The following is a 21,182-nucleotide window of genomic DNA, read 5'->3' as shown; positions in this document are numbered from 1 at the left end:
CCCTGTCCGGAGGTCTGTCGGGAAAAACGCCGCGCGCTGCGCGGAGTGCCGGACCGGTTGCCGGGTATGCGCCCGGCGCAGTCCATGCGACAGGAGGGACATCATGCTGAAAACCCTCGCGGTCCGGCAGGCCGACATCGGCGATGCCATCGCCGACACCTGGAGGTCGGTGCTGCTCTTCATCCCGAAGGCAGTGGCCTTCATCGTCATCCTCGTGGTCGGCTGGCTCATCGCCAGAGCCGTCCTCAAGATCGTGGATACGGTGCTGGAACGGGTGCGCTTCGACCAGGCGGTCGAACGCGGTGGCATCAAACGGGCCCTGGAGAGAACGAAGTACGACGCCAGCGACATCCTGGCCAGACTGGCGTACTACGCCGTACTGCTGTTCACGCTGCAGTTCGCCTTCGGAGTCTGGGGGCCCAACGCGATCAGTGACCTGATCAGCGGCGTGGTGGCCTGGCTGCCGCGCGCGTTCATCGCGATCGTCATCGTGGTGGTGGCGGCCGCGATCGCCAACGCTGTCCGGGATCTGGTCACCGGGGCGTTGGGAGGGCTCTCGTACGGCAAGGTGCTGGCCGACCTGACGGCGATCTTCATCATCGCGCTCGGCGTGATCGCCGCCCTGAACCAGGTGGGTATCGCCACCACGGTGACCACTCCGGTGCTGATCGCGGTGCTCGCCACGGTGGCCGGCATCCTGATCGTCGGCGTCGGTGGTGGTCTTGTGAAGCCGATGCAGAAGCGCTGGGACGGCTGGCTGGACCGGGCGGCCCAGGAGGCCCGGGCGGTGCAGCAGCAACGTCAGGCCGCGTCGGCCGGGCGTAGCGACGTGGAGCGGCAGATGGCCGACCGCGGGGGTGACCGCACCCAGGCCATGCCTCGGGTGGACGAAGCCCAGCAGTACCGCTCGTAGCGGGCGGAACGGCACGACGGGTGGGAGGGTGTTCCGCGTACGACGCGGGGTGCCCTCCCCTCGCGTGTCAGTGCTGGTCGAGTGCGCGAGCCAGCGCGCAGACCGCGACCAGCCGGGTGAGCAGCCACTCCGGCTCGCTCCAGTCCACCGCCCCGCTCGGCGGCGTCCACCCGTGCTCCAGCGCGGCGGCGCGCACCCCCTCGGCGTAGCCGGCGAGCGCCGCGGAGGTCAGCGGCGTGCGGTCGCCGTCGAGGCTGTCCCGGACGGCCGCCGCATGCTGGTCGACGAGGGCCAGCAGCCCCGGGCGCGCGGCGGCGGCGGCGAGCCCGACAGTGCCCACGGAGACGGTGAGGGCGGCCAGGGTGGACCGCGCCGAGTCGACGGCGGTACGGGAGGCGACCCGGTTGAACGGCACACGCATGGTGACCGAGGCTAACCGACCAGTGTTCGCGTCGACCTCGTCCGCTCGGCGGATGTCGGCTGCACCACTGGGGCGCTCGCCGCTGACCTGGGGGATTGATCCGGCACAGACGGGGCAGCAGGAGAACACCCAGCAATGACCGCACGCGGCACGGAGGCACGGATGGGACAGCAGGCGGACGGACCCGACGAGCGGCACCGGCGGCCGGACGGTGTCAGCGACGCGACGATCGCCGCGCTCGGGAAGCTCAGCGAGGCGCTGGAGTGTGTGGAGCGGGCCCGGGGGCATCTCTACTCGATGCACCAGTTGATCGGTCATGCCGACCTGATGCTCGACGAGGCTGTGGAACAGTTCCAGGCCGCCGGGCATCCGCGCCTCGCCGACCGGATCGCCACCGAGCTGCGCGGCCGCAACGTCATCGCCGGACGGTGGACGTTTCAGATCGTTGAGGACTTCGACGACGGCTACCACGCGCTGTTCCGGGAGTTGGACAAGCAGGCCCGCGACGAGTTGGTGGGTGGGCGGCGCCACCTCTACGAGGCGGAGATGAAGGAACACCGCCGTAGCCGGGGCCGGCCGGGCCACGAGGCCCGGCCGGACGGCGGAGGCTAGTCGCTTGTCGCGTTGGCCGGGCGACGCCGCGCCGCGTCGTCGGCGATGATCACGGTGGCCACCATCAGCGCGACGCACAGGCTGAACAGCCACGACTCGTCGGCGACGAGCCAGGCGGAAACGGGTGCCTGAAGCGCGGCAAGCAGGAAGCCGAGCCAGGCGAGTTTGCGCTGACGCGTGGAGAGGATTCCGGAGCCTTGATGCATCCCGAAATTCTTACGCGAACCGGCCGGCTTGCCGTCCTCCGATCGGCCGATTCTGGATGAGCTGTCCGTTTTCTCGACCGTACGGACACGACTTCTTTGCGGCGCGAGCGATCGGGTGCCGGCGGCGCTAGGGTGCCCCTGCGGCAGGATGGTTTCTCGTGTCCACCACGCCCGCGCGTCCCCGCGCCGCACTGCTCCTGCTGTCCTACCTCGCGTTCGTCAGTCTCGGCCTGCCCGACGGCCTGCTCGGCGTCGCCTGGCCCTCGATCCGAGGCGACTTCGACGTGCCGACCGAGGCCGTCGGGTGGGTGCTCACCGCCGGTACCGTCGGCTATCTCACCTCCAGCGTGCTGGCCGGCTTCACGCTGGCCCGGGTCGGCGTGGGCGCCCTGCTCGCCGGTAGCACCCTGCTGGCCAGCCTGGCGTTGACCGGCTACTCGGTGAGCCCCGTGCTGGCGGCGCTGGTGGGCTGTGCGCTGCTGCTGGGGCTCGGCTCCGGCGCTGTCGACTCCGGGCTCAACGCGTACGCCGCCGGGGCTTTCGGGCCCCGCCACATGAACTGGTTGCACGCCTTCTTCGGTCTCGGCGTGGCCATCGGTCCACTGATCATGACCGCGGTGCTGAGCGCCGGGCTCGCCTGGCGCTGGGGGTACGGCATCGTGGCCGCCGCCCAGCTCGTCCTCGCCGCCGCGTTCGCGCTCACCGTGCGGGCCTGGCGGCGTGAGGCGCCGGCCGGCACCGAGGCGGGCGCCCCGACGGGTACGGCTGCCCAGGGCGTGCCCGCCGCCGCGGATTCCGGGCCGGCGTCCACCGTCCAGGTCCCGGTGAGGGACACGCTGCGGCTGCCGGCGGTCTGGTCGGGGACGCTCGCCTTCGTGCTGTACGTGGCGATCGAGGTGTCCGCGGGGCTGTGGGCGTTCCTGCTGCTGACCGAGGGGCGTGGGCTCAGCGCGGCGGTGGCCGGCGGATGCGTCTCCGCGTACTGGGGCAGTCTCTTCGTGGGCCGGGTCGTGCAGGGTCTGGTGGCCGAGCGCCTGGGGGCGGGGTTGGTGTTGCGCGCCAGCCTGGCCGGGATGGCCGTCGGCACGGCGCTGATCGCCGTTCCCGGGCCGGCGGTCCTTGCGGTGCTCGGCCTGGTCGTCGTCGGTTTCGCCGCCGCGCCGGTGTTTCCGCTGCTCACCCTCACCACCGCCGAACGGGTCGGCGCGGCGCACGCGGACCGCGCCATCGGCCTCCAGATCGGCGCGGCTGGCATTGGTGCGGCGCTCGTCCCGGCCGGGCTGGGCGTGCTGATCGGCAGAACCTCGGTGGAAGTGCTGGGATCAGCCCTGCTGGTGCTCGCGTTGGCGCTGATCGCGCTCTACGAGTGGGGCGCGCGCCGGCCGGCTGCGGGACGTCTTGTGCCGGTGGTGCCCGCCCAGCCCGGAAGCGATCCTCAGACGTCCGGCCCGGTACGGCCGGTCGTGGACGGGCGGTAGGCGCGCTGCGGATCGGTGGCCTCGCGGCTGTTGCCCTGGGCCTGTCCGTCGCGGTCCGACGCGGCCGGCCCGTGCCCGAACGCGGCCTCCTCGCCGGCGTCGTTTCCCGTCACGTCGTCGGCCTGCCCGTCGAGGCTGGAGCCCGACACCGCGCGCTCCAACTCCTCCAACGGAAGCCGCTCCTCGTCCCGCCACACCCTGATGTTGTCGTCGGTCATACCTTCAGCCGTACCCGGGCACGATGATCGCAAACGGTGCCCGCCGAGCAGGCTCGGACACGGCGATGGCCGCCGGTAGTCCGGCGGCCATCGCAGGTCACTGCTGCCCGGGGTCACGGCTGCGGACGGTCCACCTGCCCGCGCCACGCGCCGGTCTCCTGACCGCGCCGCTCGATGTAGGTCTTGAACCGCTGCAGGTCGCCCTTGGCCCGTCGGTCGACGATGCCGAGCTTGTCGCCGGCCTGCTCGACCACGCCGTGCGGCTCGAACTCGAGCTGCAGGGTGACCCTGGTCTTGTCCTGGTCCAGTCGGTGGAAGGTCACCACGCCGGCCTGCTGCGTGCCGTCGGTCGAGCGCCAGGCGACCCGCTCGTCGGGGAGCTGTTCGGTGATCTCCGCGTCGAACTCGCGCTTCACCCCGGCGATGTCCACGGTCCAGTGGGTCATCGTGTCGGAGAGCTGCCGAACCTCCTGCACACCCTCCATGAACTGGGGGAACTCCTCGAACTGCGTCCACTGGTCGTACGCGGTGCGTACGGGTACGGACACGTCCACATGTTCGGTAACGCCACTCATCGGGGAACCTCCTTCAGTCGCCGGTGGATTGCCGGATCGGGGGCGATCCTGGTCACCAGCGAGTTGTCTCGTTCTTGTTGCCCAGCGCCGCCCACACCTCGGAGACCGTCTGGTAGGTGGTGCCCTCGGGCAGCCGTTCCAGCGCCGCCACGATGTCGTCCGGCGCCTCGTTCTCGCGGGCGCTGGCAATGAGCACCAGACGGTCGCCCGGCAGCGCGCTCATCGAGATGAACCGGCCGAGCCGGCTGCGCTGCTCGACGTCCGTAGAGCTCATGCCCTGCGGGGTGCCGGTGCGCAGGTCGCCGGCCGGGGCGGTGGTCGTCTCCGGCTGGTCCTCGCCAGCCGGTTCCGGCACCCGCGACTCGTCGACTCGAGAGCCACCGGTCCCCGGACCCTGTACGAGGCCGCTGACCTCCTGACTCATCTGTTCGTCGATCCTCGGTCCGTGCTTGCTGTTGCCACGCTCCATGCCTTCTGCGCTACCCGGCACCCCACCCGATAAACCGGCACCGGGCCACGAACCGGCCCTCGGCCCGACGGCGAAACGGACACCGGGCCGGACGAGGGCTCACTCGTCGGCGGGCTTGCGGGGCGGCAGTACCGGCTCGTCCGGGTTCGGGTCGCCGGCCTGCAACTGCCGCCCGCGCTGCACCTCGGAGTTGATCTGCACGCCCAGCATCAGTGCGGAGTTGGACAGGTAGAGCCAGACCAGGAACGCGATGGCCGCCCCGAGGCTGCCGTAGGTGGTGTTGTAGGAGCCGAAGTTGGCCACGTAGAGGCCGAAGCCGAAGGAGGCCGCCGCCCAGGAGATCAGGGCCACCGCGCCGCCCGGGGTGAGCCAGCGGAACCGGGGCTGGCGCACGTTCGGCGCGATCCAGAACAGCAGGGACAGCAGCGCCATCATGATCATGGCGAGGACCGGCCACTTCGCCACGCTCCACGTCGTGCGGGCCAGGCCGCCGGCGTTGACCAGGTCGCCGACCGCATCGGTGACCGGCCCACTGACGATCAGGGCGAGGGCGACCACCGCGAGCAGCACCAACGTGATCGCCGCCAGGCCGATCTGCAGCGGCCGGAGCTTCCAGACCGGGCGGCCCTCGGTCACCCCGTAGACGGCGTTGGAGGCGCGGGTGAACGCGCCGATGAAGCCGGACGCGGACCAGAGCGCGCCGAGCAGACCGAAGCTGAGCAGAAGCTTCGGGTTGCTCTGCTCCAGCACCACGGAACGGATCACCTTCAGCACGCCGCCCTCATCGTCGCTGAGCACCGCCCCGGCACCGACCTGGTTGGCCAGGTCGACCACGGTGTCCAGGGTCCGCTCGCCGTCGGAGACCAGGCCGACCAGCGCCACCACCACGATGGCGGACGGGAAGAGCGCCAGGACCCCGTAGTAGGTCAGCGCGGCGGCCCAGTCGGAGCAGTTGTCGTTGACGAAGTTCTGCACGCTGCGGACCAGCACTCCCCGCCAGGTCCGCCAGCTCAGCTGCCGCATCCGTCGGGGCACCCGGGAGTGCGGTGTGCCGTCGAGCGTCGTACCCGGCTCCGTGGTCGTCATGCCCGCTCCCTGCGCCCCGGCCGCCGGATGACCGGTCGTCCGGTCTGGCCTGGCCCGCCGGTACCCGGTTGGTGAAATCGACAAACCCGCCCGGTGTCCGACCGCCGCCGCTATGGTTTGCCGCCCGGTCACCGGGGAACGGTCACAGTGACCCTGTCGACACGGAGGAGGACGAGATGCCCGGGCGCGAAGACCTGCCCAGCACGCTGCGACGCTCCCCGGAGAAGGCGCAGCGCACCTGGGAGAAGACGCACGAATCGGCGGTGGAGACCTACGGCGAGGGGGAGCGGTCGCACCGCACCGCCTTCGCCGCGGTGAAGCATCAGTTCGAGAAGGTGGGCGACCACTGGGAGCCGAAGGGCCGCAAGGGCCCCAGCGACCAGCAGGCCGCCGGTGGCGGGCCGGAACGACGGGCACCCACCGCCGGTGGCGTCGATGCCAACGCCACCAAGGACCACCTGATGTCGGTGGCCCGCAAACTCGACGTGCCCGGGCGGTCCAGCATGACCAAACCGGAGCTGGTCACGGCCATCGAGAAGGCCAACGACCGCGCCACCCGCAAGGCCCGCGGCGACTGATCGCCGCCGCACCCGAGCACAACCGACGCGGTACGGGCGGACGCTCCACCCCTGCGTCCGCCCGTGCTGTTCTCACCAGTGCCCGCCCCCCGGCGCCTCGATGTGCACCGCCTTCGTCGCGGTGAACTCGTCCAGCAGCTCCGGTCCGTACCCGAAGCCCTGCCCGCTGGCGCGGCGCGGATGCGCGGCACCTCCCGGCGCACCCCCGAACACCGCGTTGACCTTGACCGTGCCCACCGGCAGCTCCCGCCACGCCCGCTGCGCGTGACTCATCGACGGGGTCAACACCGTGGCGGCCAGCCCGTACGGGGAGTCCGCAGCGCAGCGCAGCGCCTCGTCGAACGAGTCGACCACCACCACCGGTGCGACCGGCCCGAAGGTCTCCTCCCGGACCAGCGGCATGTCGTGGCGACAGTCGGTGACGACGGTGGCCGGGTAGAACGCCCCCGGTCCGTCCGGCACCTCACCGCCCACCCGCACCCGTGCGCCGTCCGCAAGCGCGGCAGCCACCTGACCGTGCACGTGGTCCCGGTGCCGCCGGTCGACCAGCGGCCCCAGCTCGGTGCCCGGGTCCCGGCCCGGCCCGACCCGCAGCGCTGCGGCGCGTCGTACCAGCGCGGCCACGAAGTCGTCGGCCACCTCCCGGTGCACGTAGAGGCGCTCCACCGCCACGCAGATCTGCCCGGCGTTGGCGAACGCGCCGAGCGCGGCCTGCTCCGCCGCCCACTCCGGGTCGACGCCCGCGTCCACGATCAGCGGGTCGCTGCCGCCGTTCTCCAGGAGCACCTTCGCCCCGGTACGGGCCGCCGCGGCGGCGATCGCCCGCCCGGTCGCTGTGGAACCCACGTGGGCGACCACGTCGACGTCCTGCGCCGCCAGCGCCGCACCCACCTCCGGGCCGCCGGTGAGCAGTGACAACACGCCGGCCGGCAGTGCCTCATCCAGTGCTCGGGCCAGCAACCAACCGGTCGCCGGTGTGCGTTCGCTCGGCTTGTAGAGCACCACGTTCCCGGTCACCAGGGCCGCTCCGAGCAGTCCACAGGAGACCGCTACCGGGTCGTTCCAGGGGGTGATCGCCGCGACCACCCCGCGTGGCTGCGGGGTCAGGAAGTCCAGCGCGGCGGTCTCGCCGTTCAGCGTGCGCCCGCCGCGCAGCGGCGCCAGTTCCGCATACTGTCGCAGGGTGCCGATCCCCGCCTCGACGCCTCCGCGGGCGTCCGCCAACGGCTTGCCCATCTCCGCGGTGACCGCCGCCGCCAACTCATCGATGACCGCCTCCACCGCGTCCGCGGCCCGGTGCAGCGCCGCCGCCCGTTCCGCCGGGGCGGTCGCCGCCCACTGGGCCGCCGCGTTGCGGGCCGCCTGGGTCGCCTTGCCCACCTCGTCGGCGGTGGCCACCGGCACCGTGCTCACCGGCGTGTCGTCCGCCGGATCACGCACCACCAGTTCGCCGCCGTCGCCGCCCGCACCCCACACCCCGCCCACCAGCTGCGCAACCGTGTACATGCGGCGCTGGATGCCCCGGCCTCGACGAGGCAAACGCGTTTCGCCCGGTTGCGCGCCGGGTAGGCGGATCCGATGACAACCACCACCGCGCCGAGCGCGGACGCCGTCATCGTCGGGGCCGGGCACAACGGCCTGGTGGCGGCCAACCTGCTGGCCGACGCCGGCTGGGACGTGGTGGTGCTGGAGGCGACAGCGGTGCCCGGCGGCGCGGTCCGCTCCGCCGAGGTCACCGCGCCCGGCTACCTCAGCGACCTCTACAGCTCGTTCTACCCCCTCGGGTACGCGTCGCCGGTGCTGGGCGGCCTGGACCTGGGTCGACACGGGCTGTCCTGGCGGCACTCGCCGGACGTGCTGGCGCACCTGCTGCCCGACGGTCGAGCCGCGGTGATCAATCGGGATCCGGATGTCACCGCCGCGTCGCTGGAGCAGTTCGCCCCCGGGGACGGTAAGCGCTGGCTCAACGCGTACACCGACTGGCTCGACGTGGCCGAGCCGATGCTGGAGGCGATCACCTCGCCGTTCCCGCCGGTACGCGGCGGGCTGGGCCTCCTGCGTCGGCTGCGCGTCGCCGGCGCGCTGCGACTCGCGCGCCGGCTCGTCGTACCGGTCCGCAAACTTGGCGACGAACTCTTCGACGGTCCCGGCGGGCCGGCCCTGCTGGCCGGCTGTGCCCTGCACACCGACCTGTCCCCGGAGGAGGCCGGCTCCGGGGTGTACGGCTGGCTGCTGGCCATGCTCGGCCAGCAGATTGGCTGGCCGGTGCCCGACGGCGGCGCGCAGCAGATCACCAACGCGCTGGTGGATCGGCTACAGGCGCGTGGCGGGGCGATCCTCTACGGCGCTCCGGTCGACCGGGTGCTCACCGCCCGAGGCCGGGCGATGGGGGTCCGCACCGTCGGCGGCGCGCTGTGGCGGGCCCGGCGGGCCGTGCTCGCCGACGTGCCGGCGCCGGCGCTCTACCTCGACCTGGTCGGCGCCGCGGCGCTGCCGTCCCGGCTGGTGGAGGACCTGGCGCACTTCCGGTGGGACGGTTCCACGCTGAAGGTGGACTGGGCGCTCTCCGCGCCGGTGCCCTGGACGAACCGGCAGGTGGCCGGCTCCGGCACCGTTCACCTCGGCGCGGACCTGAACGGGCTCACCCACTACGCCAGCGAGTTGGCCCGTGGCGAGCTGCCCCGCGACCCGTTCCTGCTGGTCGGGCAGATGTCGGTGGCAGACCCGAGCCACTCCCCGCCGGGCACCGAGTCGCTGTGGTCGTACACCCACCTGCCGTTCCGGCGGAACTGGCGGGCCGAGGAGGTCGCCGGGCACGTGCAGCGGATGGAGGACGTGCTGGAGGCGGCGGCCCCGGGTTTCCGCAGCCTGATCGTGGGCCGACACGTGGCCGGGCCGGCCGATCTGGAGAAGGGCAATCCGAGCCTGGTCGGTGGCACGCTCGGCGGCGGGACTGCCGCCGCGTACCAGCAGCTCTTCCTGCGCCCGATCCCTGGCCTGGGCCGGGCGGACACCCCGGTGGACCGGCTCTTCCTGGCCAGCGCGTCGGCGCACCCCGGCGGCGGTGTGCACGGCGCGCCCGGCGCGAACGCCGCCCGGGCGGCCCTGGCCCGCGACCGAGCGCTCACCGGCCGCGCGTACGCCGCAGCCATCACCACCGCCCACCGCGCCATCTACCCCACCTAAACCACCGCCACCCGTCACCCGTCACCCCCGGGGTACCAGACCCCGGAACCGCCCGCCGCCGTCGATCATGGAGTTGTGGTGGGTGACAAAGCACCTGCCCGGGTTCTAAACGGGCACCACAACTCCATGATCGACCGGGGCTGGGACTGGGGCTGGGGCTGGGGGTGGGGGTGGGGGTGGGGGTGGGGCGGGGCGGGGCTTTTAGCGGGTTATGTTGCGGTGTTTGCTGCGGAGGCGGAAGGGCATCAGGGCGCTCTCCACCTTGGTCGCGGTGGTCATCTTGGAGACGCCGTCGCGCCGCTCCTCGAAGCGGATCGGCACCTCCAGGATGGTGTGCCCCAGCTTGGTGGCGAGGTAGTGCATCTCCACCTGGAAGCTGTAGCCGTTGGACTGCACCCGCTCCAGGTCGATGTCGCGCAGGGCTTCGGCCCGCCAGATCTTGAACCCGGCCGTGAGGTCCCGGATGCGTACCCGCAGCAGGGTGTGAACGTAGAGGTTGGCCCAGCCGCTGAGCGCCCTGCGGTAGAGCGGCCAGTTCTCGTCCAGCTCGCCGCCGGGCACGTAGCGGGAACCGATCACCACGCTGGCCTGGGTGGAGAGCAGCGCGCCGAGCATCCCCGGCAGCGCCTCAGGCGGGTGGGAGAGGTCCGCGTCCATCTGCGCCACGTACTCGGCGCCGCCCTCGATCGCGCGGGTCATCCCGTCCACGTACGCCCGGCCGAGGCCCTCCTTGCCGGCGCGGTGCACGACCTCGATCCGGTCGGGGTTCTCGATGGCCAACTTGTCGGCCACCTCCCCGGTGCCGTCGGGGGAGTTGTCGTCGGCGACGAGGATGCGCAGCCCTGGCAGCGGCAGCGCGAGCAGTCGCTCGACCAGCGTCGGAAGGTTGCCCGCCTCGTTGTAGGTGGGCACGACGACGGTCAGGCGTGCGTCCCGCCACGGCGACGGCAACTGCACCGGCTTGATCATGTCGGTCATCCTCGGTTTGCGGACAAGGGTCATGGAAAGGGTATCTAGTTCCCGCATTCGGTCGGAGGGAGGCACCCCTTCCGGGTGTTGCGGTCCTCCGCCGCCCACCGTGCGTGGGCGTCTAACCCCTGGTCAGAGGCTTGTGGTGGTCAGCTCCGACGGCGAGCGACAACGGTGAGTGCGAGCGCCGCGACGGCGAGCGCCACACCGGAGAGCGCCGGTTTGTGCGTGCCGACCCAGAGTGCCGCGGAGCGGTCTCGCGCCTGTTCACGGAACACGCCCGCCGTGCCCCGGTCCGTGTCCGCATCGCCCGGGTGATCCAGATTGTCCCGCCAGGTCGCCGGATCGATCTTCTCGCCGGTCTGCTGGCTGTCGTAGCCGTCGCGGGCCAGCTTCCGGTCCAGCAGGCCGGGGAACAGGGCGTCGGCCACCCGCACCTGCCAGGTCGGGCCACCCACGTTCAGCTCCCTGGTGCCGCGGTCGGCGGCCCAGACGATGGCGCGGGCGGCCAACTCCGGAGTGAAGATCGGCGGCACCGGCTGCGGATGCCGGGGCAGCCGGGTGCGGACCCAGGAGAACTGCGGCGTGTTGACCGCGGGTAGCTGCACCATCGACAACTTCACCCCCGGGCAGTCGTGCAGCAGCTCGGCGCGCAGCGAGTCGTTGAACCCCTGGACGGCGTGCTTGCTGGCGCAGTACGCCGACTGCAGCGGGATGCCCCGGTAGGCCAACGCCGATCCCACCTGGACGATCGTGCCCCGCCCGTGCGCCCGCATGTGCCGCAGCGCGGCGAGGGTGCCGTGCACGGTGCCCAGGTAGGTGACCTCGGTGACCCGACGGAACTCGCGCGCCGGAATCTCCCAGGCCGGCGCGAACACCGACGCCATCGCGTTGTTGACCCACACGTCGATGCCGCCCCAGTGGTGCACCACGTCGTCGGCGGCCTGCTGCACCGCGCCCGCGTCGGCCACGTCGACCCGGTACACGCGCACGTCCGTCGCGCCGCGCAGTCGGCACTCCCGCTCGGCGGCGACCAGACCCGCCTCGCCCCGAGCCAGCAGCGCCAGCCGGGCGCCGCGGGCCGCGTACGCGTGGGCCACGGCCCGGCCGACGCCGGCGCTCGCGCCGGTCACCACCACGGTCCGTGTCACTGTCACCCCTTCTGTCGGGTGGCGATGTCGGAGAGTCGGGCCAGGGTCTCCCGGTTACGCCGGTGCAGGACGAGATCGTTGATCTTGTTGTGGACCCAGCGGAGCGGTCCGGCCGCGAAATCCTCCCCGAGACGCACCCGGGTGGCGCCGTCGCCGACCGGTTCCAGGGTGAAGGCCACGATCGCCTCGCCCGCCGGCCAGAGACCGGCCTTGAGCACGAGCCGGTGCGGCGGTTCACAGACCAGCACCGTCGACGCGTCCTGCAACGAGACCGGCCATGGCCCGGCCCGGTGATGCAGTTGGCTGCCCACCCGGGGCCAGGCGTCGTCCACGTCCCGCATGTGTGCGGTGCCCACCACCCAGTCGCTGTACGTCCACCCGTCGGCGAGCACGTCGAACACCTGCTGCGGGGGAGCGTCGATCACTTTCTCCACAATCGCCACTGGGCTTTCATACCCACGCCACGTACGGGCTAACGACCGGCGGGGTTAGCTTCTCCGGGGCGGCGGGTAAGGCCTTCCCGGGGCATCGCCGGCGGCGCTGGCCCACCCCCTCGACGGCGACGTTTACTCCTCGGGGCGCAGGGAACCCGCCGGCTGTGCGACAGGACCAGGGGGATCCGTATCAGCGCAGGTCAGCACAGGTGTATGCCGCCGCTGACCGCGCCGGTTCCGGATCTGTCGCAAGCCCCCGAGCGGTGCTCTACGACGCGGTGCTGCTGGACCGCGACGGCACCCTGATCGAGGACGTGCCGTACAACGGCGACCCGGAGAAGGTACGGCCGGTGCCGGGCGCGCGGGCGGCCCTGGACCGGCTGCGCGCGTCCGGGCTGCGGCTGGCGGTCGTCACGAACCAGTCGGGCCTGGCCCGGAGCTACTTCACCGCCGAGCAGATGCGGGCGGTGCACGCCCGCGTCGAGGAGCTGCTGGGCCGGTTCGACGCGTGGTTGGTCTGCCCACACGACGACGCCGACGGCTGTGACTGCCGAAAGCCGGCGCCGGGCCTGGTGTACGCCGCCGCCCGCGAGCTGGGCACGACGCCGTCCCGCTGCGTACTCGTGGGCGACATCGGCCGGGACATCGGCGCCGCCATGGCCGCCGGGGCCGCGGGAGTGCTGGTGCCGACCCCGGTCACCCGGCCGGAGGAGGTCGCCGCCGCCGGGTGGGTGGCCAACGACCTGCCTGCTGCGGTGGCGGAGATCCTGCGCCGCCAACAGGCCGTGCAGCCCGCGACTCCGCCCACCGAACCGGTACGGACGGCGCTGGTGGTCCGCTCGGACTCGGCCGGTGACGTGCTGGTCACCGGCCCGGCGATCCGCGCCGTCGCGGCCGGAGCGCAGCGGGTGGTGCTGCTGTGCGGTCCGCGCGGTCGGGCCGCCGCCAACCTTCTGCCCGGCGTCGACGAGATCATCGAACATCCGCTGCCGTGGATCGACCCCACGCCGGGGCATGTCGACCCGGAGGCCATGCGGAGCCTGACCGCGCGGTTGGGCGCGGTCGGCGCGGACCAGGCGGTGGTGTTCACCTCGTTCCACCAGTCCGCCCTGCCGCTGGCGCTGCTGTTGCGAATGGCGGGGATCAACCGGATCGCGGCGATCAGCGACGACTATCCGGGCTCGCTGCTGGACATCCGGCACCGGGTGCCGGTGGGCGTCCCCGAACCCGAACGTGCCCTTTCCCTGGCGGCCGCCGCCGGCCATCGGCTGCCCGACGACGACGAACCGGTCCTGCGGCTGCGCCGGGACGCCGTTCCACCACGCCCGGCCGACCTGGGCGATCCGGGGTACGTGGTGCTGCACCCCGGATCGGCCGCGTCGAGCCGGGCCTGCCCGCCCGACGTGGCCACCCGGATCGCCGGGGCGCTGGTCGACGCCGGGCACCGGGTGCTGGTCACCGGCGGCCCGGACGAGCGGGCGGTCACCGCCCAGGTCGCCGCGGCCGGCGGGACCGACCTGGGCGGCCGCACCGACCTGGCCGGGTTGGCCGCGATCGTCGCGGACGCCAGCGCGGTCGTGGTCGGAAACACCGGACCCGCGCACCTGGCGGCGGCCGCCGGTGTGCCGGTGGTGAGTCTCTTCGCGCCGACCGTCCCGTTCGGTCAGTGGGGGCCCTACCGGGTGCCCACCGTCCGGCTCGGCGACGCCGCCGCGCCCTGCCGGGACACGCGGGCGGCCAGTTGCCCGGTCCCCGGGCACCCCTGCCTCAGCGGCGTCGACCCGGGCGACGTGGTCGACGCGCTCCGGACCCTCACCGCCAGCGGTGGTGGCGGCCGATGAACATCCTGCTCTGGCACGTGCACGGCTCCTGGACCACGTCGTTCGTGCACGGCAGCCACCGCTACCTGATTCCCACCACACCCGACCGCGGCCCGTACGGCCTCGGCCGGGCCCGCACCTACCCGTGGCCGGACAGCGCGGTCGAGGTCAGCCCGGAGGAGCTGCCGAGCGCTGACGTCGACCTGGTCATCCTGCAACGCCCCGAGGAGATCGACCGGGCCGAGCAGTGGCTCCGTCGCCGCCCCGGCCGCGACCTTCCGGCGATCTACGTCGAGCACAACACCCCCAAGGGCGACGTGCCGAACACCCGTCACCCGATGGCCGACCGCGACGACCTGCTCATCGCCCACGTCACCGGGTTCAACCAGATCTTCTGGGACACCGGCGACACCCGCACCACAGTGGTCGACCACGGCATCGTCGCCCCCTCCGCGTCCTACACCGGGGAGCTGGACCGGCTCGCCGTGGTGATCAACGAGCCGGTGCGGCGAGGCCGGGTCACCGGCACCGACCTGCTGCCCCAGTTCGCCGAGATCGCGCCGCTGGACGTGTTCGGCATGGGCGTCGCCGGCCTGGCCGACCACCTCGGGCTGCCCGCGGACCGGCTGACCAGCCACGACGACGTGCCCCAGGAGCGGATGCACACCGAACTGGCCCGGCGGCGGGCGTACCTGCACCTGTGCCGGTGGACTTCCCTCGGGCTCAGCCTCATCGAGGCGATGTCGATCGGCATGCCGGTCGTCGCGCTCGCCACCACCGAGGCGGTGATGGCGGTGCCCCCGGAGGCGGGGGCGCTCGCCACCCGGACCGACACCCTGCTCGACGCCGCCCGCCGGTTCATCGCCGAACCGGACACCGCGCGGCAGGCCGGAGCGGCGGCGCGAACCGCCGCGCGCGACAGATACGGCCTCGACCGTTTCCTCGCTGACTGGGACCGGCTGCTGGAGGAGGAAGTATGCGGATCGCGATGATCTCGGAGCACGCCAGCCCGCTCGCCGTCCTCGGAGGGGAGGATGCCGGCGGCCAGAACACGCACGTCGCGGAGCTGTCCGCCGCGCTCGCCGCCGCCGGGCACGAGGTGCGGGTCTACACCCGCCGCGACGCACCTGACCTGCCGGTGACCGTCCGCAGCCCGGACGGGTACGACGTGGTGCACGTGCCGGCCGGCCCGGCCGAGCCGGTGGCCAAGGACGCGCTGCTGCCGCACATGCGGGAGTTCAGCCGCTGGCTGATCGAGCGGTGGCGCGGCGGCGACTGGGTGCCCGAGGTGATCCACGCGCACTTCTGGATGAGTGGCCTGGCGGCGCTGACCGCCGGCCGGCAGACCGGGGTGCCGGTGGTGCAGACGTACCACGCGTTGGGCACCGTGAAGCGCCGCTACCAGGGAGTGCAGGACACCAGCCCGGCCCGCCGGATCTCCTACGAGCGGGAGCTGGGCCGCTCGGTGGACCGGATCGTCGCGCAGTGCCGCGACGAGGTGGGTGAGCTGGTCCGGATGGGTGTGCCCCGGTCCCGGATGACGGTGGTGCCCTCCGGGGTCAACCTCGCCACCTTCGCGCCACTCGGGCCGGCCGCCGACCGGGAACCGGGACGGGCCCGCATCCTCACCGTGGGTCGGCTGGTCGAGCGCAAGGGCTTCCAGACCGTGATCCGCGCGATGGAGCTGGTGCCGGACGCCGAGTGCGTGGTCGTCGGCGGCCCACCCGAGGGGCTGTTGGAGACCGACCCGTACGCCCGCCGGCTGCGGGCACTCGCGGAGTCGTGCGGGGTGGCCGACCGGGTGCACCTGGTCGGCGCGGTGCCCCGGGAGGAGATGGGCCGCTGGTACCGCTCGGCGGACCTGCTGGTCGCCGCGCCCTGGTACGAGCCGTTCGGGTTGACTCCGCTGGAGGCGATGGCCTGTGGGGTGCCGGTCGTCGGCACGGCCGTGGGCGGCATCCGGGACACCGTCGTCGACGGGACGACCGGTGACCTCGTGCCGGCCCGGGACCCGCACGCGCTGGCCGCCGCGATACAGGGGTTGCTCGACGACCGGATCAGGCGCTTCGCGTACGCGACGGCGGCGCGTGAGCGGGCCCGGGAGCGGTACTCGTGGGCGGCCACCGCCGAGCGGCTGGTCGAGGTCTACAGCGAGGTGGCCGCCGTGCGCCGGCCGACCCGGGTGGTGGCCTGATGCCGACGGGCACACTGCTCGACACGCATCTGACGAACCTCGCCGCGGCACTGGTGCCGTACCGACGGTGTGAGCGACAGCTGGCGCGCTGGGGCGCGGACCTGGCCCACCGGCTGGTCGCCGGGGGTCGTCTGCTGGTGGCCGGCAACGGCGGCAGTGCCGCCGAAGCCCAGCACCTCACCGCCGAGTTGGTCGGCAAGCTGCACGACGACCGTCAGCCGCTGTCCGCGATCGCGCTGCACGCCGAGACGAGTGCGCTCACCGCCATCGCCAACGACTACGGCTACACCGAGGTGTACGCCCGCCAGGTGCGCGCCCACGGGCGCCCGGGCGACATCCTGCTGTTGCTGAGCACCAGCGGGACCAGCCCCAACCTGGTCGCCGCCGCGCGGGCGGCCCGCGAGGTCGGGGTGACCACCTGGGCGCTCACCGGCGTCGCCCCCAATCCGCTCGCCGAGGCCTGCGACGACGTGCTGGCCGTCGCGTCCCCGGACACCCAGGTCGTCCAGGAGCTGCACCTGGTGACCAGTCATCTGCTCTGCGAGTACCTCGAACAGGAGTTGCCCGCCGCGCTGGCGGCAGCCGCCGATCCGGCGGTCGTCCACCCCGTGCCCGGGGAGCCCGCACCGGCCGGTCGGCTGGCTGCCGCGCCGGTACGCACCGGAGTCGAGGTGGTGCTCGACGGCGGGCCCGGACGGCAGGTCGACGCGTGAGCCGGACAGCGGGTCGGCGAGTGAGGATGAGGAGGCAAGCGTGAGGGGACCGGTGGTGGTGCTCGGGGACACCCTGCTCGACCGGGATGTGGAAGGTGTGGTCAACCGGCTCTGCCCGGACTCCCCGGTGCCGGTGCTCGACGAGACGGTGGCCACCGACCGACCGGGGGGCGCCGGGTTGGCGGCGGTGTTCGCCGCCGCGCAGGGCGCCGAGGTGGTGCTGGTGACGGCGCTCGCCGACGACGCAGGCGGGGCCCGACTGAGCGCGCTGCTCGCCGCCGCCGGCGTGCAGGTGTACCCACTGGCCCTTTCCGGCGCGACGCCGGAGAAGATCCGGCTGCGGGCTCGGGGGCGGGTGCTGCTGCGCCACGACCGGGGCGGCGTGTCCGGGGAGCCGGGTCAGCCCTCCGACGAGGTGCTCCGGGTGATCGCCGAGGCGTCTGCGGTGCTGGTCAGCGACTACGGCCGGGGGGTGGCGCGGGAGCCCGCGCTGCGTGCCGCGTTGGCCGCCACCCGCGCGCCGGTGGTGTGGGACCCGCATCCGCGCGGCCCGGCGGCCGTGCCCGGCGTACACCTGGCCACGCCGAACGAGTCCGAGGTGCGTGAGCTGGTCCCCGCGCTGCCCGGCGCGTCCCGACTGGCCACCGCGTCGCGGGGTGCCCAGGGACTACGGCGGCGCTGGCGGGCCGGCGCGGTAGCGGTGACGCTGGGCGGCGACGGCGCGCTGCTCTGCCACGCCGGGTCTACGCCGCTGGTGGTGCCGACGCCGGGTAGCGCGGAGGGGGACACCTGCGGTGCCGGCGACCGGTTCGCGGCGGCGGCCAGCGTCGCACTGGCCCAGGGCGCGCTGGTCTCCGAGGCGGTGCAGGTGGCGGTCGCCGAGGCGTCCGCGTACGTGGCCGGTGGGGGAGTGGCCACGGCGCTGCCTCCGTCGGCGCCGGCGGTGCGGGGCCGGAGTGCGCCGGAGCCGCGCGCCCTCCAGCCGGGACCACGGGGTGGTGCGATGGCCGACCGGGTGGGAGTGGCCGCTGTCGCCACGCTCCTGGGTGAGGTACGCGCCGCGGGTGGCACGGTGGTGGCGACCGGCGGTTGCTTCGACCTGCTGCACGCCGGGCACGTGGCCACCCTGGAGGCGGCCCGGCAGCTCGGCGACTGTCTCATCGTCTGCCTGAACTCCGACGCCAGCGTGGCCGGGTTGAAGGGGCCGGACCGGCCGGTGCAGTCCGAAGACGACCGCAGCCGACTGCTGGCCGCGTTGAGCTGCGTCGACGCGGTCCTCGTCTTCGATGAGCCGACCCCGCAGGCGGCGCTGTCCTGGGTACGCCCCGACGTCTGGGTCAAGGGCGGCGACTACGCCACCGGCGGTGGGGACGCCAGCGCCGCACTGCCGGAGGCGGAGGTCCTGCGCCGCTGGGGTGGGAACACAGTCGTGGTGCCCTATCTGGACGGTCGTTCCACCACCGACCTGATCGTCCGCACGCTCGCGGAGCGGACCCGATGACCGCCACGCGGCCCGGTGCCGGGCCCACCGTCCTGATCACCGGGGGCGCCAGCGGCCTCGGCGCCGCTGTGGTCGCCGCGGTGGCCGCCTCCGGTGGCCGTCCGGTCGTGCTGGACCGGCAGCCGCCGGCCGACGGGGTGTCCTGGACCGAGTGCGACCTGGCCGACACGCGAGCCGCCGAGGTGGCCACCCGGCACCTCGCCGAGCAGGCCGGTGGCCTGGACGCCGTGGTGACCGCCGCCGGCACCGACGTGCCGGGCCGACTCGCCGACCTGCCGGGGGAGACCTGGGACCGGATCGTCGCCGTCGACCTGCTGGCCACCGCGGCGGTGATCCGGGCCGCGCTGCCGTTCCTGGTCACCTCCCGGGGCCGCATCGTCACCGTCGCCTCGACCCTGGGCGTCAAGGCGGTCAGCGACGCCACCGCGTACTGCGCGGCGAAGTTCGGCGTGGTGGGGTTCACCCGAGCCCTCGCCGCCGAGCTGGCCGGTCAGGTCGGCGTCACCCTGCTCATCCCGGGTGGGATGCGCACCGCGTTCTTCGACGAACGTGACCCGCAGTACAAGCCGGGGCCGGACGCGAACCTCAACGAGCCCGCCGACACCGCCGCCGCGATCATGTTCGCGCTCAATCAGCCGCCCGGGTGCGCGGTGCGAGAAATGGTGGTCTGCGCCGAGCAGGAGACGTCGTACCCGTGATCCTCGTGCTGCGCGCCCTCGGCGTCGGCGACCTGGTGACCGCGGTGCCCGCGCTGCGGGCGCTGCGGGCCGCGTACCCGTCGCGGGAGCTGGCGCTCGCCGCGCCCGGCTGGCTGGCCCCGCTGGTCGACCTGGTCGGTGGCGTCGACCGGCTGGTGGACACGGCGGGGCTGGATCGCCCTCTCCGGGCGGGGCCGGCCCCGTGGATCGCTGTCAACCTGCACGGGCGCGGCCCGCAGTCGCACCGGCTGCTCGCGGCCACCCGGCCCGGTCGGCTGTTCGCCTTCGCCAGCCCGGACGCCGGCTTCGCCGACGGCCCGCGCTGGGCCGCCGACGAGCACGAGGTGGACCGGTGGTGCCGGCTGCTGTCCTGGTACGATATCCCGGCCGACCGCGCCGACCTGAGCCTGCGTCGGCCCGCTGCGGCAGGGCTGCCCAGCGGTGTCACGGTGCTGCACCCGGGCAGCAAGATCCCGGCCAAGCGGTGGCCCGCCGAGCGGTTCGCCGGTCTGGCCCGGGCACTGACCGACCAGGGGCACCGGGTCCTGCTCACCGGCTCGGCCGACGAACGGGCGCTGGCGGCCCGGGTGGCCGAGGCGGCGGGCCTGAGCTCGGACGCCGTGCTGGCCGGCCGGACCGACCTCGGCGTGCTCGCCGCGCTGGTGGCCGACGCCCGGCTGGTGGTCAGCGGGGACACCGGCGTCGCCCACCTGGCCACCGGGTACGGCACCCCGTCGGTCGTCCTCTTCGGGCCGGTGCCACCGGCGCACTGGGGGCCGCCACCGGACCGGCCACGGCACCGGGTGCTCTGGGCCGGCGAAGGAGACTGGCCCAGGTGGGATGGGGTAGGAAGCCACCCGACGATGGCGGCTCTGCGTCTCGACGAGGTGCTGGCCGCCGTGGCCGAGGTGGAGAAGGTGGTGCGGGTCTCCGGTGCGGTTGCGGCGTAGCGACCCGGGTCGACCGGGGTACGGACGGCGTCGGCGCGGTCGGGGCTGGCTCTTCGTCGACCCGTCCGGTGCGCCGGTGCGGGATCCGGACGTCCTGGCCCGGCTGCGGGAGTTGGTCATCCCGCCGGCCTGGCAGGACGTGTGGATCGCGCCGCACCCGAACGGGCACATCCAGGCGATCGGGATCGACGCGGCCGGACGCAAGCAGTACGTCTACCACCCGCGGTGGCGGGAGAAGCAGGACGAGGCGAAGTTCGACCGCGTGCTGGAGGTGGCCCGGCGGCTGCCGGCGCTGCGTGAGCGGGTGGGGCGCGACCTGGACGGGCCCGGACTGGGCCGGGACCGGGTGCTGGCCACTGTGGCCCGACTGCTGGACATGGGGATGTTCCGGGTCGGCAGCGACCAGTACGCCGCCGGCGACGACCCGACCTACGGGGTCGCGACCCTGCGCCCCGAGCATGCCCGGTCCCGCGGCGGCTGCGTGGTGCTCGTGTTTCCCGCGAAGGGGGGCATCGAGCAGGTACGCCGGATCGAGGACCCGGAGCTGTGCCAGGTGTTGTCCAATCTGCGCCGTCGTCGGCGACGGGCGGAGCGGCTGTTCGGCTACTGGGACGGCAGGGAGTGGCGCGACGTGCGCAGTGACGAGGTCAACGGCTACCTGCGCGACGCCAGCGGTGGGGAGATGACCGCGAAGGACTTCCGCACCTGGCACGCCACTGTGCTCGCGGCCACCGAGTTGGCCACCGCCGGTCCGGCCCGCTCGGTGACGGCCCGGCGCAAGGCGGTGGTCGCGGTGATGCGTGCGGTGGCGGAGCTGCTGGGCAACACGCCGACGGTGGCGCGTGCGTCCTACGTGGATCCTCGGGTGGTCGACCTCTACCACGACGGAGTGGTGGCGTCGGTGGATCCGCAGGCGCCTCGCGAGGAGGCTGAGCAGGTGGTCCTGAAGCTGCTGGAGGGGGCCTGACCGGCCCCGTCGGCGATTCTGGGGGGAAGCGCGACGGAGCCGG

At 73.4% G+C, this 21,182-nt stretch carries 23 protein-coding genes; 13 read left to right on the top strand and 10 right to left on the bottom strand.

Features of this window, described 5'->3' with window-relative positions; translation table 11 throughout:
* Window positions 1-103 precede the first annotated feature (103 nt).
* Complete coding sequence (locus tag ACLQ3F_RS15805; protein ID WP_357204737.1) at window positions 104-913, top strand: mechanosensitive ion channel family protein; 810 nt, start codon at window positions 104-106, stop codon at window positions 911-913.
* Window positions 914-980: 67 nt separating this feature from the next.
* Here ACLQ3F_RS15805 and ACLQ3F_RS15800 read toward each other — a convergent pair whose 3' ends face one another.
* Window positions 981-1,334, bottom strand: coding sequence for a DUF6401 family natural product biosynthesis protein (locus ACLQ3F_RS15800; RefSeq protein WP_387353231.1), 354 nt, complete (start codon window positions 1,332-1,334; stop codon window positions 981-983).
* 162 nt (window positions 1,335-1,496) lie between these two features.
* On the opposite strand from ACLQ3F_RS15800, the gene ACLQ3F_RS15795 reads away from it, so the two are divergent.
* A complete protein-coding gene (locus tag ACLQ3F_RS15795; RefSeq protein ID WP_357263706.1) occupies window positions 1,497-1,946 on the top strand; it encodes a hypothetical protein in 450 nt (149 codons plus the stop codon).
* On the opposite strand, the gene ACLQ3F_RS15790 is transcribed toward ACLQ3F_RS15795, so the two are convergent.
* Entirely contained in the window at window positions 1,943-2,152 is a 210-nt protein-coding gene (locus ACLQ3F_RS15790) for a hypothetical protein (protein WP_357204398.1), read from the bottom strand. The two genes, ACLQ3F_RS15795 and ACLQ3F_RS15790, sit on opposite strands and share 4 nt — an antisense overlap.
* 158 nt (window positions 2,153-2,310) lie before the next feature.
* Here ACLQ3F_RS15790 and ACLQ3F_RS15785 point away from each other — a divergent pair, with 158 nt between their 5' ends.
* Window positions 2,311-3,630 (top strand): MFS transporter, encoded by a 1,320-nt coding sequence (locus tag ACLQ3F_RS15785; protein WP_425849591.1) that lies wholly within the window; start codon window positions 2,311-2,313, stop codon window positions 3,628-3,630.
* On the opposite strand, the gene ACLQ3F_RS15780 is transcribed toward ACLQ3F_RS15785, so the two are convergent.
* From ACLQ3F_RS15780 to ACLQ3F_RS15765, 4 genes are all read right to left on the bottom strand, one after another.
* Window positions 3,588-3,848: a hypothetical protein gene (locus ACLQ3F_RS15780; RefSeq protein WP_357224662.1), complete on the bottom strand. Its 261-nt coding sequence runs from the start codon at window positions 3,846-3,848 to the stop codon at window positions 3,588-3,590. The genes ACLQ3F_RS15785 and ACLQ3F_RS15780 overlap by 43 nt on opposite strands.
* A 113-nt stretch (window positions 3,849-3,961) precedes the next feature.
* A complete protein-coding gene (locus tag ACLQ3F_RS15775; RefSeq protein WP_425849588.1) occupies window positions 3,962-4,423 on the bottom strand; it encodes an SRPBCC family protein in 462 nt (153 codons plus the stop codon).
* A 52-nt stretch (window positions 4,424-4,475) separates the two neighbouring features.
* The gene (locus ACLQ3F_RS15770; protein ID WP_357204393.1) at window positions 4,476-4,892 is read right to left on the bottom strand and encodes a DUF2795 domain-containing protein; all 417 of its coding nucleotides are present in this window, start codon (window positions 4,890-4,892) and stop codon (window positions 4,476-4,478) included.
* 99 nt (window positions 4,893-4,991) lie between these two features.
* Window positions 4,992-5,978: a YihY/virulence factor BrkB family protein gene (locus ACLQ3F_RS15765; protein WP_425849586.1), complete on the bottom strand. Its 987-nt coding sequence runs from the start codon at window positions 5,976-5,978 to the stop codon at window positions 4,992-4,994.
* Window positions 5,979-6,154: 176 nt separating this feature from the next.
* On the opposite strand from ACLQ3F_RS15765, the gene ACLQ3F_RS15760 reads away from it, so the two are divergent.
* Complete coding sequence (locus tag ACLQ3F_RS15760; RefSeq protein ID WP_425849584.1) at window positions 6,155-6,556, top strand: ChaB family protein; 402 nt, start codon at window positions 6,155-6,157, stop codon at window positions 6,554-6,556.
* A gap of 72 nt (window positions 6,557-6,628) precedes the next feature.
* Here the strand turns inward: ACLQ3F_RS15760 and ACLQ3F_RS15755 are convergent, their stop codons facing one another.
* Window positions 6,629-8,062, bottom strand: a complete 1,434-nt coding sequence (locus ACLQ3F_RS15755; protein WP_357224654.1) for an aldehyde dehydrogenase family protein — start codon at window positions 8,060-8,062, stop codon at window positions 6,629-6,631.
* Window positions 8,063-8,134: 72 nt separating this feature from the next.
* Between ACLQ3F_RS15755 and ACLQ3F_RS15750 the strand changes: the two genes are divergently transcribed.
* Entirely contained in the window at window positions 8,135-9,742 is a 1,608-nt protein-coding gene (locus ACLQ3F_RS15750) for a phytoene desaturase family protein (RefSeq protein WP_425849581.1), read from the top strand.
* 201 nt (window positions 9,743-9,943) lie between these two features.
* On the opposite strand, the gene ACLQ3F_RS15745 is transcribed toward ACLQ3F_RS15750, so the two are convergent.
* The 3 genes from ACLQ3F_RS15745 to ACLQ3F_RS15735 all read right to left on the bottom strand — a co-directional run bounded on the left by ACLQ3F_RS15745 (window position 9,944) and on the right by ACLQ3F_RS15735 (window position 12,305).
* Window positions 9,944-10,711: a polyprenol monophosphomannose synthase gene (locus tag ACLQ3F_RS15745; RefSeq protein ID WP_355007225.1), complete on the bottom strand. Its 768-nt coding sequence runs from the start codon at window positions 10,709-10,711 to the stop codon at window positions 9,944-9,946.
* 149 nt (window positions 10,712-10,860) lie between these two features.
* Window positions 10,861-11,862: an SDR family oxidoreductase gene (locus ACLQ3F_RS15740; RefSeq protein ID WP_425849578.1), complete on the bottom strand. Its 1,002-nt coding sequence runs from the start codon at window positions 11,860-11,862 to the stop codon at window positions 10,861-10,863.
* A 2-nt stretch (window positions 11,863-11,864) separates the two neighbouring features.
* A complete protein-coding gene (locus tag ACLQ3F_RS15735; protein ID WP_355007227.1) occupies window positions 11,865-12,305 on the bottom strand; it encodes an SRPBCC family protein in 441 nt (146 codons plus the stop codon).
* Between the two features lie 155 nt (window positions 12,306-12,460).
* Between ACLQ3F_RS15735 and ACLQ3F_RS15730 the strand changes: the two genes are divergently transcribed.
* The 8 genes from ACLQ3F_RS15730 to ACLQ3F_RS15695 are packed head-to-tail and all read left to right on the top strand — an operon-like array spanning window position 12,461 to window position 21,139.
* Complete coding sequence (locus ACLQ3F_RS15730; RefSeq protein ID WP_357204380.1) at window positions 12,461-14,137, top strand: HAD-IIIA family hydrolase; 1,677 nt, start codon at window positions 12,461-12,463, stop codon at window positions 14,135-14,137.
* Entirely contained in the window at window positions 14,134-15,108 is a 975-nt protein-coding gene (locus tag ACLQ3F_RS15725; RefSeq protein ID WP_357225330.1) for a glycosyltransferase, read from the top strand. The genes ACLQ3F_RS15730 and ACLQ3F_RS15725 overlap by 4 nt, the downstream gene beginning before the upstream one ends.
* Window positions 15,093-16,310: a glycosyltransferase gene (locus ACLQ3F_RS15720; RefSeq protein ID WP_357204376.1), complete on the top strand. Its 1,218-nt coding sequence runs from the start codon at window positions 15,093-15,095 to the stop codon at window positions 16,308-16,310. Before ACLQ3F_RS15725 ends, ACLQ3F_RS15720 begins: the two co-directional genes overlap by 16 nt.
* Window positions 16,307-17,023, top strand: a complete 717-nt coding sequence (locus ACLQ3F_RS15715) for a D-sedoheptulose-7-phosphate isomerase (RefSeq protein ID WP_357263724.1) — start codon at window positions 16,307-16,309, stop codon at window positions 17,021-17,023. The genes ACLQ3F_RS15720 and ACLQ3F_RS15715 overlap by 4 nt, the downstream gene beginning before the upstream one ends.
* A 40-nt stretch (window positions 17,024-17,063) precedes the next feature.
* Entirely contained in the window at window positions 17,064-18,524 is a 1,461-nt protein-coding gene (locus tag ACLQ3F_RS15710; protein WP_357204374.1) for a PfkB family carbohydrate kinase, read from the top strand.
* On the top strand, window positions 18,521-19,222 hold the full coding sequence (locus ACLQ3F_RS15705) for an SDR family oxidoreductase (protein ID WP_357204372.1): 702 nt from the start codon (window positions 18,521-18,523) through the stop codon (window positions 19,220-19,222). The genes ACLQ3F_RS15710 and ACLQ3F_RS15705 overlap by 4 nt, the downstream gene beginning before the upstream one ends.
* Complete coding sequence (locus ACLQ3F_RS15700; protein WP_425849573.1) at window positions 19,219-20,172, top strand: glycosyltransferase family 9 protein; 954 nt, start codon at window positions 19,219-19,221, stop codon at window positions 20,170-20,172. The genes ACLQ3F_RS15705 and ACLQ3F_RS15700 overlap by 4 nt, the downstream gene beginning before the upstream one ends.
* A complete protein-coding gene (locus tag ACLQ3F_RS15695; RefSeq protein WP_357204367.1) occupies window positions 20,156-21,139 on the top strand; it encodes a DNA topoisomerase IB in 984 nt (327 codons plus the stop codon). The genes ACLQ3F_RS15700 and ACLQ3F_RS15695 overlap by 17 nt, the downstream gene beginning before the upstream one ends.
* Window positions 21,140-21,182: the final 43 nt, after the last annotated feature.

It is taken from the genome of Micromonospora sp. DT15 (assembly GCF_049841475.1).
In the GTDB taxonomy this organism is placed as follows: domain Bacteria; phylum Actinomycetota; class Actinomycetes; order Mycobacteriales; family Micromonosporaceae; genus Micromonospora.
This window is presented reverse-complemented; position numbering and strand designations above follow the sequence as displayed.

Bases quoted from the DNA above. Each gene is read 5' to 3' on its own strand.
- ACLQ3F_RS15805 (WP_357204737.1), top strand. From the start codon at position 104: ATGCTGAAAACCCTCGCGGTCCGGCAGGCCGACATCGGCGATGCCATC.
- ACLQ3F_RS15800 (WP_387353231.1), bottom strand. From the start codon at position 1,334: ATGCGTGTGCCGTTCAACCGGGTCGCCTCCCGTACCGCCGTCGACTCG.
- ACLQ3F_RS15795 (WP_357263706.1), top strand. From the start codon at position 1,497: ATGGGACAGCAGGCGGACGGACCCGACGAGCGGCACCGGCGGCCGGAC.
- ACLQ3F_RS15790 (WP_357204398.1), bottom strand. From the start codon at position 2,152: ATGCATCAAGGCTCCGGAATCCTCTCCACGCGTCAGCGCAAACTCGCC.
- ACLQ3F_RS15780 (WP_357224662.1), bottom strand. From the start codon at position 3,848: ATGACCGACGACAACATCAGGGTGTGGCGGGACGAGGAGCGGCTTCCG.
- ACLQ3F_RS15775 (WP_425849588.1), bottom strand. From the start codon at position 4,423: ATGAGTGGCGTTACCGAACATGTGGACGTGTCCGTACCCGTACGCACC.
- ACLQ3F_RS15770 (WP_357204393.1), bottom strand. From the start codon at position 4,892: ATGGAGCGTGGCAACAGCAAGCACGGACCGAGGATCGACGAACAGATG.
- ACLQ3F_RS15765 (WP_425849586.1), bottom strand. From the start codon at position 5,978: ATGACGACCACGGAGCCGGGTACGACGCTCGACGGCACACCGCACTCC.
- ACLQ3F_RS15760 (WP_425849584.1), top strand. From the start codon at position 6,155: ATGCCCGGGCGCGAAGACCTGCCCAGCACGCTGCGACGCTCCCCGGAG.
- ACLQ3F_RS15755 (WP_357224654.1), bottom strand. From the start codon at position 8,062: ATGTACACGGTTGCGCAGCTGGTGGGCGGGGTGTGGGGTGCGGGCGGC.
- ACLQ3F_RS15750 (WP_425849581.1), top strand. From the start codon at position 8,135: ATGACAACCACCACCGCGCCGAGCGCGGACGCCGTCATCGTCGGGGCC.
- ACLQ3F_RS15745 (WP_355007225.1), bottom strand. From the start codon at position 10,711: ATGATCAAGCCGGTGCAGTTGCCGTCGCCGTGGCGGGACGCACGCCTG.
- ACLQ3F_RS15725 (WP_357225330.1), top strand. From the start codon at position 14,134: ATGAACATCCTGCTCTGGCACGTGCACGGCTCCTGGACCACGTCGTTC.
- ACLQ3F_RS15720 (WP_357204376.1), top strand. From the start codon at position 15,093: ATGCGGATCGCGATGATCTCGGAGCACGCCAGCCCGCTCGCCGTCCTC.
- ACLQ3F_RS15705 (WP_357204372.1), top strand. From the start codon at position 18,521: ATGACCGCCACGCGGCCCGGTGCCGGGCCCACCGTCCTGATCACCGGG.